Genomic DNA, 14,894 nt, shown 5'->3' on the forward strand with positions numbered 1-14,894 from the left:
CTAATTCCCAATCGCCCCCCAAATCATCAATATCATCACAATGACAATAATATAGAGTACATACAAATGCGTCTGGCCCTGCTGCATAATCCGCAGCCACGGCAGGTATCGCCCGGCCAGATTAAACACGGGTACAACCAGCCGGTCCAGCACCGTATCCGGAACAAGACTCTTGAACTGGGTGGCCCCGGAAAAAATGCCCTGCCGTTTTGGCCCTTCGGTTTTGGGCCACAGGAAAAATCCGAACAGCCTGACCAGCATCTGGCCCAGTGACGAACCGGTGTACTGAATGCGGGCAGTCGGTCGGCTGTAGCCGCAATCCCAGGTACCCACTTCGCGAACAACGGTTGACATGGGCAAAAACCTCACAACCAGACTAATCAGACCAACCAGAACAATCAGGGCAAGCCCCAGCATGGTAACCCAGTTCAGCGGAGCAACCGCTCTGACAGAGTTCGCCATGACAGGCAATGTCATCCACATGCCGATAGCTCTTTCGAGCAAACCGATGGTCAACATCGGATACAGCCCTATTGCTGTACATCCACCGGCCAGCAGGAGCATGGGAATCGTCATGCGGGTCGAGACCGAATACGGATGCCCCGGCAAGGCATAACGCGGCAAACCCAGAAAAACCGCCGATAGCAGCTTGACAAAACACGCCACTGCCAGCGCCCCGATCATCGCCAGAGCCACCGCCGCCAGTGCCGCAGCTGGACAACCCGCCTGCACTTCCGAACCGAGTGTACGGAATAAGCCTACATACAGCAGCCATTCGCTGGCAAAGCCGTTCAATGGAGGCAATCCACAGATGGCAACCGCCCCCACGACAAATAGTCCCATCACCAGCGGCATGTGTCGTGTCAGGCCGCCCAACCGGTTGATATCCCGTGTATGCACGGCGTGAATAATCGCACCGGCATTAAAAAACAGCAGCGACTTGAACAGGCTGTGATTCCAGACATGCAGCAGGGCCCCACCCAGTCCAAGCAGAACCCAGTCGGGACGATCCTGCGTGCGGCCCAGCAGTGCCAGCCCCAGCCCCATCGCAATAATGCCAATATTTTCGATGCTGCTGTAGGCCAGCAGGCGTTTGAGGTCATGCTGACCAATCGCAAAGGCAATGCCAGCAATCCCCGTAACCGCCCCCACAGCCAGCAAGACACCGCCCCACCACATCTCCGGAGCCGGCAACAGAGCAGTCATCCGGACAATCCCGTATACGCCCATCTTAAGCATGACACCGGACATGACCGCCGAGACATGGCTGGGAGCGTTGGCGTGAGCACCCGGCAGCCAGACATGCAGCGGCATCAGGCCTGCCTTGAAGCCAAAACCAATCACTGCGAGGATAAAAAGTGCTCCGGCCAGTTCCGACGACATGCCTTGTGTCGGACTTAGGGCAAAGGATCCCGTCGCCTGATTCCAAAGGGCAAACATCGCTATCAGACAGAGGGTCCCGATATGGGTCGCTATCAGATACACCCAGCCCGCACGGCGAACTTCAGGGTTGTCATCTTCGGCAGTCGCGGCAAAATAGGCGGCAATTGCCATGATTTCCCAGGCAATCAGAAACAGAACACCATCCCGGGCAATCGTCACCAGCGCCATCCCACCGGCCAGCAGGCCATAAAACAACCCGAGCCGCCGGCCATTGCTCGAATGCTCGGATTGGTTCCAGTAACCCAGGCCGTAAATCGAACCCAGCACCGGCACCACAAACACCGGCAGCAGAAACACAACACTGAGCGGATCGATGGCAACAGCAAATCGGCCCCAGGGCAAAAACCATGCAGCACCCACCGACGCCGTTGTTGGTTCATTCAGCGACATCACAACACCGCTCAATCCCAGTCCGCTGCCCAGCAGCATCAATAATGTTGTCAGCTTTTGCCCCGCCGCCCACCGGGACGAAAACAGACACGCCGGCAGACCACTAAGGCCCAGTGCGGCAATCGCCGCAAGTATCATCCACACACTCATATTGTTTTCATATCCTTGATACGGATCGCATATCAACCGCGGCCGCATTCATCTTCTTTAACACTCAACGCGCAAACAGTCGCGTCATAAATTCCTCAAAAGGTATTAATGTACTCAGCATCAGGATTACCGCAATCAGGATGTAGAGTACATATTGTTGTATCATGCCATGCTGGAATCGACGAAACCAGCCAAACCATCTCTCAATCCTGCTCCCAAAAGGAAGCAGCACCTTATCCAGAACCGCATCGTCCACGTGGCTGTGCATCTGTGCCGCATGAGGAAATACACCTTCGACATGCGGCTTGTGCATCCGGGGACGCAGCACCCAATTGAATAAGGCCACAATCATCTGGGCCAGCGAAGACGCCGTATATTGAATCCGGCTGGTCGGGGCGGCATAGCCGCAATCCCAGGTCACCGTGGAACGCAGAGGCGAATGATGCAGCCCCAGAGCCAGCGACAATCCCGCAAACAAAGTGATCAGCACGATAGACAGCACACTGATGGCTCCCAGCGGGGCCGCCATACAGACACCAGGCGACATAAGATCCGAATCCAGCATCCAGACGGCAATCGCAGAATCTAGAACGGGACTCAGCAAAATCGGCACAATGCCAATCACCGCACAGCAGACAGCAAGCACAATCATCGGTCCTCGCATCGAAAACGGAGCCTCGTGGGGGTTCATCGCAGCCGGCGTGCGCGGGCTGCCGAGAAAAACCACGCTATAGACTTTCACAAAACAGGCCACTGCCAGTGCCCCGATCATCGCCAGCACAGGTACGACAAGAACCGCCGCCGAGCCAGTGGTCCCATCCGAAGACATCGCTCCCAGCAAGCCCAAATAGACAAATAATTCACTGATAAAGCCGTTCAGCGGCGGTAGCCCGCAGATGGCAACCGCACCAACCAGAAACATCGCCGCAGTCCAGGGCATGGCTTTGGCCAGCCCGCCGAGATGATCAATCTGGCGGGTATGGGTGCAGTGCACAACCGAGCCGGCACATAAAAACAACAATGCCTTGAACAGGCTGTGATTCCACACATGCAGCAGACACCCGGCCAGTCCCAACACGACCCATTCGGGCCGGTCCAGAGAACGACCCAGCATCGCCAGCCCAAGCCCCATCAGGATAATACCAATATTTTCAACACTATGATAAGCCAGCAGGCGCTTGAGATCGTGCTGACCGATGGCAAATACAACGCCAAGCAAACCGCTAACAGCGCCCAGCAGAAGAATCAGGCCGCCCCAGACAGCAGGCGGGTCGGAAAGCAGCCACAAAAACCGTACCAATCCGTAGATGCCCATCTTGAGCACCACCCCCGACAGCATCGCCGAGACATGACTGGGAGCATTGGCGTGCGCTCCAGGCAGCCAGAAATGAAGCGGCATGACACCTGCCTTAAGCCCAAATCCAACCAGCGCCATAACAAACAGGATGTTCATCACCGGCAGACTGAGAACATCGTGAGCGACCGGCGTCAGGGTATAAGACCCCGTAGCCCATCGCCACAGGGCAAACATGCCAAACAAAGTCAGTGTGCCAATATGCGTGGCAATCAGATAGATCCAGCCCGCTTGCTGGCACTCGGTTTTTTCATCTTCGGTCGAGACCAGAAAAAATGCCGCGAGGGCCATCACTTCCCATCCGAACAAAAAGGCCATGGCATGTCGGCTAATGACCAATAGCGCCATCCCCGCCGTCAACAAACCCCAAAACAAGCGAAGTTTCCGGCCATTGTGCGGATACTCCTGCTGGGACCAGTAGCCAAGGCTGTAAATCGCCCCCAGCCCCCCCATCAAAAAAATCGGAAACAGAAAAAAAGCACTGAGAGCATCAAGGCCAACAAAGGAATCCCCCGCCGCCTGCCAGGGGAACTGAATAATTGGATTATACTGTGTGAATAAGCCCCCCGCAGCACCACTCAATCCTGAAATCGCGGCAAGCATCATAAACCCAGCGGACAACCTCTGCACCCAGACTGATGACCGCGACAGGCCCAGTCCCGGCAGACCGCTGGCGGCTGCAAGACCAATTGCTATCAGGATCAGGGATAAAGACATCAATGCATCCTTTCAGGCCGGCAATCCGTCGGCATCCGTTCACGTCAAATCATTTACTCTGACCATTCTGAGTCGCAGGAGCTGTTGGCAGCGAGGCTTCGGCACGGGCCAAAGTCTCCATTAATTCCTCTCGCGAGGCCTGACGTTTCAGGGCTGCCTTGAATTCCTGATTCTGCAGAACAAACCCCAAACGCGACAGCATATGCAGGTGCGCCCGAACAGTGGGACTGGTAAGCGTAAATAAAGTACCGACCGGCTGACCGTCAATCGCATGAAAATCAATCGGGTGATCGAGGAAACACAGGGCCATACTAGGCTTTGAGACATGCAGAACAACTGGGTTCCGGACATGCGGTATCGCAATTCCATCCCCAATACCGGTCGAACCGAGCGTTTCACGAGCCATTAGCACTTGATACAGGAATTCTCGGTCCACTTCCTCCGGAAGATTCAGCACGTCAACAATTGCCCGCAAAACGGACGGCTTGTCGTTGCCGCCAACACGATAATAAATCCCTCCGGCCTTTAATGCATCCGTCAAACTGGGTAACGGTGTTTTATTCGGGTCCACTTCCTTGAAAATCTCCGGTGATACTTGAATCCGCCGGGAGGTAGCCCAATCCAGCAATTCGGACCGGTTGAATCGGAATTGCTCATTGATTCGATAAAACGGAATCGCTTCCTGCTTAATCCAGCGATAAATCGTTTTTTCAGAAACATTTAACAGCGCCGCTGTATCTTTTACTGACAATTGCATTTATGACTCTCCACAGTAATATTTGCCCTTAATAGGACACCATGGAATTTTATTACAGCATGTCCAAGAATGTCAATATAAATCCAAAAATGACACACATCATATTATCAATATAGGATTATCCACATTTTCTATTGTGTGATTCCCCCTCCTTTTGTTTTCCTGACTTATCCTTATATTCTTTGCGGATAATCTTTTATGGGATATAAATTGATTTTTTTACTGAAACCCGATAAGCTCAAAAGCCATTTAAAATCCAGACGAAAATGAAAAACAAAGTAAACCAGACAACAAAAATTCAGACCACTGTCGCAGTCAAGCGACCCGGATTTGCTTCGCTGATTGCAGTAACCATTTTTCTGGGAGCGTTTTTGCTATTTCAGGTCCAGCCGCTGATCGGGAGGTTTCTGCTGCCGTGGTTTGGGGGCAGCCCTGAGGTCTGGACAACTTGTATGCTGTTTTTTCAGTTGTTCCTGCTGGCCGGCTACGGATGGGCGCATCTGTGCATCCGCTTTCTGACTCCCCGGAGGCAAAGTCTTGTCCAGATTGGACTTCTGGTCATCGCGGCAGTAACGCTGTCGGTGGTTCCGGCCGATTCGCTGAAGCCCGCACCAACGGACAACCCGATACTCAAGATACTGCTAATATGTGCGGCCAGCGTGGGACTGCCGTATTTTCTGCTGTCCACCACGGGGCCAGTGCTGCAATCGTGGTTTGCCAAGCTCTTGCCGGGCCAGTCGCCCTACCGTTTATATGCCCTCAGCAATGCCGGATCCCTGCTGGCCTTAGTCAGCTTCCCGTTGTTTTTCGAGCCGTATTTTACCCGGCTGGCAATCGCCAAATTCTGGTCGGCAGGTTTTTTGATATATGCGGGGCTGTATGCGGCAGCGGCACTCCTCCAATGGCGGTCCGCCCCTGCCGCTGACGCATCGGTAGGCCCCGAGTCCCTTAAGCCTGCGCCGAAAATCACACGGTCGCTGTTCTGGCTGTGGATCGCCCTGCCGGCCTGCGCATCGGTTGAGCTGCTGGCGGTGACAACCAAAATCACACAGGATATCGCGGTCGTTCCGTTTTTATGGATTGTGCCCCTGAGTTTGTATCTGCTGTCGTTTATCATCTGCTTTGACCATCCCCGCTGGTATGTCCGACCGGTCTTTCTGATCCTGTTCATGGCCGGAATTATCGGCGTGATTATCGCCATCAACCTCGGAGAACATCTCAACACTGCAACGATGGTTGGACTCTATCTGGCGATGCTGTTTTTCTGCTCGATGGTCTGTCATGGTGAACTGTTCCGCCTGCGGCCAGAGTCCTCGCAACTGACAGCATACTACCTGGCAATCTCGACAGGCGGAGCCATTGGGGGGATTCTGGTGGCAGTAATCGCTCCGCTCATTTTCCGAGTCTATCACGAACTGCACCTGGGCCTGCTGGCCTCGGCGGCAGCCGTGATGATGGCCCAGCAGGGATTGAAACCCGACCAGCAAAAACGCCGGCGGATCTGGGTAACGGCACTGGTGCTTGTCGGCGCCGTCGGCATCGTGTTTCAGGGACGCAAATCCGTCAAGGATCAAACCGCCATTATTAATGTCCGTAATTTCTTCGGGGTGCTGACCGTATGGGAAGAAGCACCGCACATCCCGGAAGATCATAAATTACTCCTGCAGCACGGCACCACATTCCACGGATTGCAGTTTCAGGCACCCGACAAAAAACTGCTGCCCACGTCCTATTACAGCCCAACCAGCGGCGTGGGTCTGCTGCTGGAATCAATGCCCAAACAGGACCATCGCCGCATCGGGATTGTCGGCTTGGGTGTGGGGACTATCGCCATCTACGGCAAGCCGACGGACCAGATTTGCTTTTATGAAATCAATCCCGAAGTGGAGCGTCTGGCCAGACGCTATTTTACCTATTTATCCGAATCCAAAGCGGAGATTCAGATTCTTCTGGGGGATGCACGACTGACACTCGAGAATCAGCCGCCGCAAAATTACGATGTCCTGGTCCTTGATGCATTCAATTCTGACTCGGTACCGGTACATCTGCTGACAAAGGAAGCTATCGAAATCTATCTGAAGCACCTTAACAGCGATGGCGTGCTGGCATTTCATATCTCGTCCAATTATCTGCATCTGGAAAAAGTCGTCTGGCGGATGGCCGAGGAATACCATCTCCACTCAGTCTACATTGAAGGCCAGATCAATCCGCAAAGCGGCAGCGTGTTTTCGGACTGGATACTGCTAAGCCGCAACCCTGCCATGCTGGCGACACCGCAGATAGCCAAGGCGATCAGCACCCAGCCCCCGGATAGCAGCGGAGTGAATTTATGGACCGATGACCACATAAACCTGCTGCAAATATTGAAGAAAAAAGTCGAATAATTCTCACTCAGGACGTGCGGCTGATTTTCCGGCACAGCAACAGGATAGCGACACACAATACAATCGTCGCCGGTCCTTCCGACAACGACCAGAACAGCGGCATCTTAATCACAAAATCATATACAGCCAGACACACCGATGCCGCCAGGCTCAACCAGGTCAATGCCCGCAACAGGTCCAGATATCGCGGGATATCCCGAGCGATAAAAACCAAAACAAACCCTAACAGGACATAAAGGCCGGACAAACTTCGAGTTAGGTACGCCATCAACGGCGTGAACGGCAGTTCGCCCAGACCAATCATTTTATGGATGGCCTGCATCCACGAAAATGGACAAAAAACAAAGACAATCGCCATCATCATTACCCCGCCTGTGATTTGCAGGAGTATTTTCAGCATTTTTTCATCACGCATGATCAATCCCTGCCTTTGCAATTGAACTCCTATTGAAAACTTATCGGCATAGAGACCTTTATAACACAATTTTATCCGGTTTTAATTAGAATTCCGCATTAATATACCAATAAAGAACAATAATTATTGTTATAAAAACAACAGAATATAAAAAAATAAATATATTATGATTTTTTTCACATTTTTTATTGACTCGAATAGCAATGGATTGTAATATATCGATATTAATTTACTGATATAAACAGTAACAGTCCGATTGTGACACAAAGACGATTCCCTATTTATTATATTCAGGAGAATGTACAATGACTACTCAGACTAACAAAGAACAGACAACGGTTGTCGACAATACGCCAACTCCGGCCGCAGCATTGGATTCTTTGATCCAAAAGGTCAAAAACGCCCAGCGGCTCTATTCGAGCTATACCCAGAAACAGGTGGACGAAATCTTCCGTGAAGCAGCAATGGCGGCCAATTCCAAACGCATCGAGCTGGCCAAGCTGGCCGCTCAGGAAACTCGCATGGGCATCGCCGAGGACAAGGTGATTAAAAACCATTTTGCATCCGAATTTGTCTTTAACAAATTCAAAAACACGCCCACCTGCGGCATCATCGAAGACGATGAGACCTTTGGCATCAAAAAGATTGCCGAACCAGTCGGGATTCTGGCGGGGATTATCCCCACAACCAACCCTACCTCCACGGCCATCTTCAAGGCCCTGCTGGCATTGAAGACCCGCAACGGCATCATCTTCTCGCCGCACCCTCGTGCCAAACGGTGCACCATAGAAGCCGCCAAGGTCGTTCTCCAGGCGGCAGTGGAGGCTGGTGCCCCGCAGGACATCATTGGATGGATCGAGGAGCCCACCGTTGAACTGAGCAATCAGTTGATGACCCATCCACTGGTCAATATGATCCTGGCTACCGGCGGCCCAGGCATGGTTCGTGCGGCCTACTCTTCCGGCAAGCCCGCCGTGGGTGTGGGGGCAGGCAACACCCCCGCCGTCATCGACGAAACCGCCGACATCCAAATGGCCGTCAACTCCATCCTGCTGAGTAAAACCTTTGATAATGGCATGATTTGTGCTTCAGAGCAGTCAGTTGTCGTAGTAGAGGCTGTCTATGAACAAGTTCGCAATGAATTCCTGCGTCGCGGTTCCTATATCGTCAAAGGCAAAGAAAAGACCGCCCTCGGCCAGACCATTGTCAAGGACGGCAAGCTGAATTCGGCTATCGTCGGACAATCCGCACACAAAATCGCCCAATTGGCAGGCTTCAATGTGCCGGAAGAAACCAAAATATTGATTGCCGAAGTTGAGACCGTAGGTGTAACCGAACCGTTCAGCTTTGAGAAACTCTCGCCGGTTCTGGCGATGTACCGTGTCCCTGCATTTGAGGATGCCGTCAGGGTCGCAGCCAGACTCGTCGAGTTCGGGGGCATGGGCCACACCGCCGTGCTTTATACCGATGAAGCCAACGACAACCGCATCGAGGTCTTCGGTCGGCATCTGTCCACGGCACGCGTCCTGATTAATCAGCCCTCCAGTCATGGCGCCATTGGCGATATTTACAATTTCCGTCTGGAACCGTCACTGACACTCGGATGCGGAAGCTGGGGCGGCAACAGCATCTCTGAAAACGTTGGCGTCAAGCACCTGCTGAATATCAAAACCGTTTCCGAACGGCGTGAAAACATGCTGTGGTTCCGTGTCCCGCCGAAAGTCTATTTCAAACGCGGCTGCCTGCCGATTGCCCTGTCGGACCTGGCGGGCAAAAAGAAGGCATTTATCGTGACCGATAAGCCGCTGTTTGAACTCGGAATGACTGACAGAGTGACTCAGATCCTGGAACAAATGGGTATCGAAAGTGACATCTTCTATGAAGTCAAACCCGACCCGGATCTAAGCACAATTCACAAAGGCGTTGAGCAGATGAACGTCTTCGGGCCGGATGTAATTATCGCTCTGGGCGGCGGAAGCCCCATGGATGCGGCCAAGATTATGTGGCTGCAATACGAACATCCCGGCGTGGAGTTTGAAGACCTTGCCATGCGGTTCATGGACATTCGCAAACGCGTATACCAGTTCCCAAAACTCGGCCAAAAGGCAATCCTCGTGGCGATTCCCACCACCTCCGGTACCGGCAGTGAAGTGACGCCGTTTGCCGTGGTTACCGATGACCAGACTGGCCGGAAGTACCCGATTGCCGACTATGAGCTGACACCCAACATGGCAATCGTCGATTCCGAGCTGGTGATGAACATGCCCAAGACCCTGACCGCCTATTCCGGTATTGATGCAATGACCCACGCGATTGAGGCGATTGCCGCGGTGACGGCCACCGACTATACCAACAGCCTGGCACTGGAAGCCATTCGCATCCTGATGAAATACCTGCCGCGTGCATATAAAAACGGCGCCAAGGATGAGCTGGCCCGCGAAAAAGTGCACAACGCCGCGACGATGGCGGGAATGGCCTTCGCCAATGCCTTCCTCGGGCTGTGCCACTCAATGGCCCACAAACTGGGGGCCATGTTCCATCTGCCCCACGGCCTGGCTAATGCCCTGCTGATTAATGAGGTCATTCGCTATAATGCCACCGACGCCCCGCGCAAGCAGACGGCCTTCCCGCAGTACGAGTATCCCAACGCCAAGGCCCGCTATGCCCGCATCGCCCGGTATCTGGAACTGCCCGGCACTAACGATGACCAGCTTGTCGAAAGCCTGATCGGGGCTATCAACAAACTGAAATACGAACTGGACATCCCGGCCTGCATCAAAAACGCCGGCGTAGACGAAAAGACATTCATGAACAGCCTTGACGAGCTTAGCGAAATGGCCTTCGATGACCAGTGTACTGGGGCTAACCCGCGATATCCCTTATTCGGCGAGATTAAACAGTTGTATATTCAGGCGTTCAATCCTCCTAAACGCTAACCCTTTTGGCTCTCGCCGATGTTCTATAGTATGGCCGGACCTTGTGTTCGGCCTTTTTTATTTTGTGGCATCATGGCTTGATGCTATACTGCTGCAATGATGAACAGCTATACCGCACAACAGATTATTGACCACTTTGGCATGCAGCCGCTGGGACAGGAAGGCGGCTGGTTCGTGGAGACCTATCGGGCCGCCGAGAAAATCGCCCGGACCAGCCTGGCTGCCCGCTACCCCGGCGACCGCTGTTACTGCACGGATATTCTGTATCTGTTAACTCCGGAGTCATGTTCGAAGATGCACCGCGTCCGCAGCGATGAAATATTCCACTATCACCTCGGCGACCCAGCCTGGATGCTGTGGCTGTGTCCGGATGGAACCAGCCGCGAAATCGTCATCGGACCCGATATCCTGCACGGCCAGCAGGTCCAGGTCATCGTCCCTCGCGGCACATGGCAGGGAGCCCGGCTCATCGACGCCGGCCGGTGGTGCCTGATGAGCTGCACCGTCGCGCCCGGATTCGAATACGAAGATTACGAGCACGGCAGATCGGAAGACTTAATCGCCCGCTGGCCCAAACGGAAAAAGGACATCCTGCAACTGACCTGATAATCAGGCTCAATTAACACCATGAACCACAACGAACCTCAGTTGGACATCCGTAAAACACAACGACGGTTATTAATCCGTGCAGGCCTGTTCTACGTTATCCTGGCAATGCTCCTGTTTATGCCTGCCGGGAGCTTTCACTACTGGCAGGGGTGGCTTTATTATGGTTTCATTTCCATCCCATCCATGGCCACACTGATGTATTTATGGAAATATGACCCCGCCCTGCTGTCGCGACGCGCCCGAAAACGCGAAAAACAAAAAACGCAGCAATGGATCGTCCGGCTGATGGGTTTTCTATTTTTCGCAGGCCTGATAATTGCCGGCCTGGACCATCGTCACCTGGGGTCGGCTGTCCCGGCGGCACTGGTTCTTATCGCCGATGTGTTTGTCTTTCTGGGCTACACAATGATCTTTTTCGTCTTTCGGGAAAACACCTACGCCTCACGCATCATTGAAGTCGAACAGGGGCAGCAGGTCATCTCCACTGGCCCCTATGCCCTGGTTCGCCATCCGATGTATCTGGGTGCCATCCTATTTTATCTCTTTACCCCGCTGGCACTCGGGTCCTACTGGGCGTTAATTCCCTTTGCCCTCCTGCCGCCGTTGATCGTGTTCAGGCTCCTGCAGGAAGAAACCCTGCTGCGAGACCAGTTGCCGGGCTATCCGGACTACTGCCAGAAAACACGGTATCGTCTCATCCCGCTTCTCTGGTAAGCAGATTTTTTGTCTTGTCGGGACATGGGAAAAATATCTCTCACCTTCCCGGAACGGCCTTTTACGGATTTCCGTAACGCTGTCTTTTTCCTTTGGAAGGCAATCTGCTCATTATGCGGAAAATGCTTGTCCCCGTCCCCAACTATACTCCGACCATAACCTCATCAGCAGTTTACCTAACCTTAGCGGGGTACTGAATAAGATACTTCAAGTATGCAAAAAGGCCCAAAAAAGCGGCACAATCAGGGACTGGTATGGACCATCAAAAAACCGAGGATATTACATAAATCTCTATGTTTGCGGGTTGTTACAGAGCAGAACAAATTCAAGACAAATCTTGTCCAATGGGCGATACAGGACTCGAACCTGTGACCTCACGGGTGTGATCCGTGCGCTCTAACCAACTGAGCTAAACGCCCGAAAGAAAATAATTTATATAGCCAAAATCCAGCTCTGTCAAGAGGTTTGTGGACAAGGATTATAATATAGCAATTTATGTATCCCTACCCCATCCACTATCCTGGCTATTCTGCCTCTATACATTAAAGCGGAAATTGATAATGTCACCATCCTGAACGACATAGGCCTTGCCTTCGAGCCGCATTTTGCCGGCCGCTTTGACATTTTTTTCGTCGCCGAGCTGTTTAAGGTCGTTGTAGGCCATGGTCTCGGCACGGATGAAGCCGCGTTTGATATCACTGTGAATCTTGCCAGCGGCGTCAAGCGCCGTCGTTCCGGCAGTAATGGGCCAGGCTCGAACTTCATCTTTGCCAACCGTCAGAAAGCTGATCAGGCCGAGGGTTTTGTAGCAACTCTGGACAAATTTGATGGAAGCCGGCTCTTTGAGGCCAAGATCGGCCATGAATTCCTTACGGCTTTCCGGATCCAGGCTGGCCAGCTCGCTTTCGATTTTGGCACAAAGCTGAACAATTTCGACCCCGGGAGCAACCCTGGACAAATCAATAGGCTTGTCGATCTGGTCTTCGCCAACATTGACAACAACCATCATGGGACGCAGCGTCAGAAAGCCCAGTGGCTTGATAATCTCCAGTTCATGATCGCTTTGGATGACGCTCCTGACAGGCTGTTCAGATTCGAGGGCTTTTTGCAGTTTCAATTGCAATTCCAGCTCAGCCTTATCCTGAGCCTGGGTCTTGGTGGGTTTGTTGACCTGTTTCTCGAGGCGTTCGATGCGGGTGGTGACCAGCTCAAGATCAGCCAGCAGGAATTCGGTGCGAAGCTCTTCGAGGTCTTTGGCTGGATCGATACGTTCACGATACGCAGGCACTGAATCATTGGCGAATGCCCGCACCACCAGCACAAACATATCCACGGTACGGATGTTGCCGAACAACTTGCGTGCAGCGGCTCTGCCATGCTCATCCGCAAAAGACACTCCCGGCAAATCGAGACAGTCCACGGTTCCGGGGACAAGCTTGTTGGGTTGATACAGGTTATTCAGCCAATCGAGCCGCTCATCGGGTACCGGCACAATCTGTTCATGGATTTCAGTGGACCCCATCATCGCCGGGGCTTTGCCGGAGATAGCGGATAAGATCGTACTCTTGCCAGATTGGGGCAGGCCAATTAATGCAACTTTCATTCAAACTACCTCATATTGTTATCGGTTTATTATTATTGGAAACCAAAGCTGGTTACAGCTGGTAAACAGTATTACCATACGCATCATACGCAACGACAGCCGGAAAATCCCTAAATGTGAGCCTGCGGATGGCTTCCGCACCCAGGTCTTCGTAGGCGACCAGTTCGCTTGCGACAATGTGTTTGCTGAGCAGCGCCCCCGCCCCGCCGAGCGTGGACAAGTGAACTGCAGTGTGCTGCTGCAGGGCCTGGCGTACTTCGGAACTGCGGTAGCCTTTGCCCAGCGTAGCCTTAAGGCCCTGCGAGTAGAGCATCGGACTAAAGGCGTCCATCCGGCTGGAGGTGGTCGGTCCTGCAGCTCCGATAACCTGGCCGGGCCTGGCGGGTGTCGGACCGACAAAATAGATCATCGCTCCACGAATGTCAAATGGCAATGGCTGCCCCTGCTCAATCAGGGCACATAGCCGCTTATGGGCCTGATCCCGGGCAGCATAGACATAGCCGCTGATCCGGACTTCATCGCCAGCCCGCAAGGCTTTGACGTCCGCATCATCCAGTGGCGTCTGTAATTGTATGGATTTTATGGTCATGGCTCAATTATTCATATTAAAGATAAAAGTTTGCGTCTATTTTAGCAAATTTTTCGCGTTTTTCGACTGAAAACTGAAGATTCTAACCTTGAAGTTGTATTTTTTGACGAATTACCCCATTTTTTTGCTCTGGACATCCCAAAACGGGTTATAATATGAGTATGGCTAAATATCCAATCTATCTTGAATTGTCAAACCGCCGGACGGTGGTCATAGGCGGGGGAACGGTAGCCCTGCGGAAAACACAATCCCTGGTTGAAGCCGGAGCACGTGTGACAGTCGTTGCTGAACATGTACCGGCCAATATGGTGTCCGCATTTAACCTGCCCAATGTGAAATTGGTGATAAGTACTTACAGGAAGGATTATCTGGTGGGTGCGGTTTTGTGTATTGCCGCAACCAATGATATGGCAGTGAATAAACAGATCTACGCAGACTGCCAGGAACTCGAGATTTTGTGCAATGTGGTGGATCAGCCGGAGTTATGTGATTTTTATGTCCCGGCGGTGGTTAAACGGGGTAATTTACAAATTGCCATCGGGACCGACGGCAATTGTCCAGCCTATGCCGGGCATATCCGGAAAAAACTTGAGGAGCTCTTTACCGAGACCCATGGGCGGTTTGTCGAAGAATTGGAAAGAGTCCGGCGGCATGTGATCGTGGAAATCCCCAATCCTGACCATCGCAAGATTCTATTAGGCGATCTGGCCAGCGACGAATCCTTTGAATATTTCAGCGCCTATGGTGCCGAACAGTGGCACCGGCACTGCCGCGAACAAATTCACAAAATCCAGCAGAGCTAACCCCTCAGGCCACCCGGCCAAGTGGACCAG

11 protein-coding genes and 1 tRNA gene are annotated in these 14,894 nt (G+C 52.7%); 5 read left to right on the top strand and 7 right to left on the bottom strand.

What is annotated here, in order from left to right; all coding sequences use genetic code 11:
- From ACQ9LF_RS02880 to ACQ9LF_RS02890, 3 genes are all read right to left on the bottom strand, one after another.
- Entirely contained in the window at nucleotides 1–1,983 is a 1,983-nt protein-coding gene (locus tag ACQ9LF_RS02880; RefSeq protein WP_462487860.1) for a proton-conducting transporter transmembrane domain-containing protein, read from the bottom strand.
- Between the two features lie 64 nt (nucleotides 1,984–2,047).
- Complete coding sequence (locus tag ACQ9LF_RS02885; protein WP_462487861.1) at nucleotides 2,048–4,054, bottom strand: proton-conducting transporter transmembrane domain-containing protein; 2,007 nt, start codon at nucleotides 4,052–4,054, stop codon at nucleotides 2,048–2,050.
- 49 nt (nucleotides 4,055–4,103) lie between these two features.
- Nucleotides 4,104–4,811 (bottom strand): PTS sugar transporter subunit IIA, encoded by a 708-nt coding sequence (locus ACQ9LF_RS02890; protein WP_462487862.1) that lies wholly within the window; start codon nucleotides 4,809–4,811, stop codon nucleotides 4,104–4,106.
- Nucleotides 4,812–5,077: 266 nt separating this feature from the next.
- Here ACQ9LF_RS02890 and ACQ9LF_RS02895 point away from each other — a divergent pair, with 266 nt between their 5' ends.
- Nucleotides 5,078–7,195, top strand: a complete 2,118-nt coding sequence (locus ACQ9LF_RS02895; protein WP_462487863.1) for a spermidine synthase — start codon at nucleotides 5,078–5,080, stop codon at nucleotides 7,193–7,195.
- Between the two features lie 7 nt (nucleotides 7,196–7,202).
- Here the strand turns inward: ACQ9LF_RS02895 and ACQ9LF_RS02900 are convergent, their stop codons facing one another.
- On the bottom strand, nucleotides 7,203–7,610 hold the full coding sequence (locus ACQ9LF_RS02900) for a hypothetical protein (protein ID WP_462487864.1): 408 nt from the start codon (nucleotides 7,608–7,610) through the stop codon (nucleotides 7,203–7,205).
- A gap of 305 nt (nucleotides 7,611–7,915) precedes the next feature.
- Between ACQ9LF_RS02900 and adhE the strand changes: the two genes are divergently transcribed.
- The 3 genes from adhE to ACQ9LF_RS02915 all read left to right on the top strand — a co-directional run bounded on the left by adhE (nucleotide 7,916) and on the right by ACQ9LF_RS02915 (nucleotide 11,869).
- The gene (gene adhE, locus ACQ9LF_RS02905) at nucleotides 7,916–10,546 is read left to right on the top strand and encodes a bifunctional acetaldehyde-CoA/alcohol dehydrogenase (RefSeq protein WP_462487865.1); all 2,631 of its coding nucleotides are present in this window, start codon (nucleotides 7,916–7,918) and stop codon (nucleotides 10,544–10,546) included.
- 96 nt (nucleotides 10,547–10,642) lie between these two features.
- Complete coding sequence (locus ACQ9LF_RS02910) at nucleotides 10,643–11,152, top strand: cupin domain-containing protein (protein ID WP_462487866.1); 510 nt, start codon at nucleotides 10,643–10,645, stop codon at nucleotides 11,150–11,152.
- Nucleotides 11,153–11,173: 21 nt separating this feature from the next.
- Nucleotides 11,174–11,869, top strand: coding sequence for a methyltransferase family protein (locus ACQ9LF_RS02915; RefSeq protein ID WP_462487867.1), 696 nt, complete (start codon nucleotides 11,174–11,176; stop codon nucleotides 11,867–11,869).
- Between the two features lie 345 nt (nucleotides 11,870–12,214).
- Here the strand turns inward: ACQ9LF_RS02915 and ACQ9LF_RS02920 are convergent.
- The 3 genes from ACQ9LF_RS02920 to ACQ9LF_RS02930 form a co-directional block, all read right to left on the bottom strand.
- A tRNA-Val gene (locus ACQ9LF_RS02920) sits at nucleotides 12,215–12,288 on the bottom strand.
- Nucleotides 12,289–12,404: 116 nt separating this feature from the next.
- Entirely contained in the window at nucleotides 12,405–13,472 is a 1,068-nt protein-coding gene (gene ychF, locus ACQ9LF_RS02925; RefSeq protein WP_462487868.1) for a redox-regulated ATPase YchF, read from the bottom strand.
- 52 nt (nucleotides 13,473–13,524) lie between these two features.
- A complete protein-coding gene (locus ACQ9LF_RS02930) occupies nucleotides 13,525–14,061 on the bottom strand; it encodes a FumA C-terminus/TtdB family hydratase beta subunit (protein WP_462487869.1) in 537 nt (178 codons plus the stop codon).
- Nucleotides 14,062–14,216: 155 nt separating this feature from the next.
- Here ACQ9LF_RS02930 and ACQ9LF_RS02935 point away from each other — a divergent pair, with 155 nt between their 5' ends.
- Complete coding sequence (locus tag ACQ9LF_RS02935) at nucleotides 14,217–14,864, top strand: precorrin-2 dehydrogenase/sirohydrochlorin ferrochelatase family protein (RefSeq protein ID WP_462487870.1); 648 nt, start codon at nucleotides 14,217–14,219, stop codon at nucleotides 14,862–14,864.
- Nucleotides 14,865–14,894 lie beyond the last annotated feature (30 nt).

The organism is Anaeroglomus insulsum, from assembly GCF_050689095.1.
Lineage (GTDB): Bacteria > Planctomycetota > Phycisphaerae > Sedimentisphaerales > Anaerohalosphaeraceae > Anaeroglomus > Anaeroglomus insulsum.

Excerpts from the sequence above, each read along its gene's own strand:
- ACQ9LF_RS02895 (WP_462487863.1), top strand. The coding sequence starts at position 5,078 with ATGAAAAACAAAGTAAACCAGACAACAAAAATTCAGACCACTGTCGCA.
- ACQ9LF_RS02900 (WP_462487864.1), bottom strand. The coding sequence starts at position 7,610 with ATGCGTGATGAAAAAATGCTGAAAATACTCCTGCAAATCACAGGCGGG.
- ACQ9LF_RS02885 (WP_462487861.1), bottom strand. The coding sequence starts at position 4,054 with ATGTCTTTATCCCTGATCCTGATAGCAATTGGTCTTGCAGCCGCCAGC.
- ychF (WP_462487868.1), bottom strand. The coding sequence starts at position 13,472 with ATGAAAGTTGCATTAATTGGCCTGCCCCAATCTGGCAAGAGTACGATC.
- ACQ9LF_RS02880 (WP_462487860.1), bottom strand. The coding sequence starts at position 1,983 with ATGAGTGTGTGGATGATACTTGCGGCGATTGCCGCACTGGGCCTTAGT.
- ACQ9LF_RS02890 (WP_462487862.1), bottom strand. The coding sequence starts at position 4,811 with ATGCAATTGTCAGTAAAAGATACAGCGGCGCTGTTAAATGTTTCTGAA.
- adhE (WP_462487865.1), top strand. The coding sequence starts at position 7,916 with ATGACTACTCAGACTAACAAAGAACAGACAACGGTTGTCGACAATACG.
- ACQ9LF_RS02935 (WP_462487870.1), top strand. The coding sequence starts at position 14,217 with ATGAGTATGGCTAAATATCCAATCTATCTTGAATTGTCAAACCGCCGG.
- ACQ9LF_RS02915 (WP_462487867.1), top strand. The coding sequence starts at position 11,174 with ATGAACCACAACGAACCTCAGTTGGACATCCGTAAAACACAACGACGG.
- ACQ9LF_RS02910 (WP_462487866.1), top strand. The coding sequence starts at position 10,643 with ATGATGAACAGCTATACCGCACAACAGATTATTGACCACTTTGGCATG.
- ACQ9LF_RS02930 (WP_462487869.1), bottom strand. The coding sequence starts at position 14,061 with ATGACCATAAAATCCATACAATTACAGACGCCACTGGATGATGCGGAC.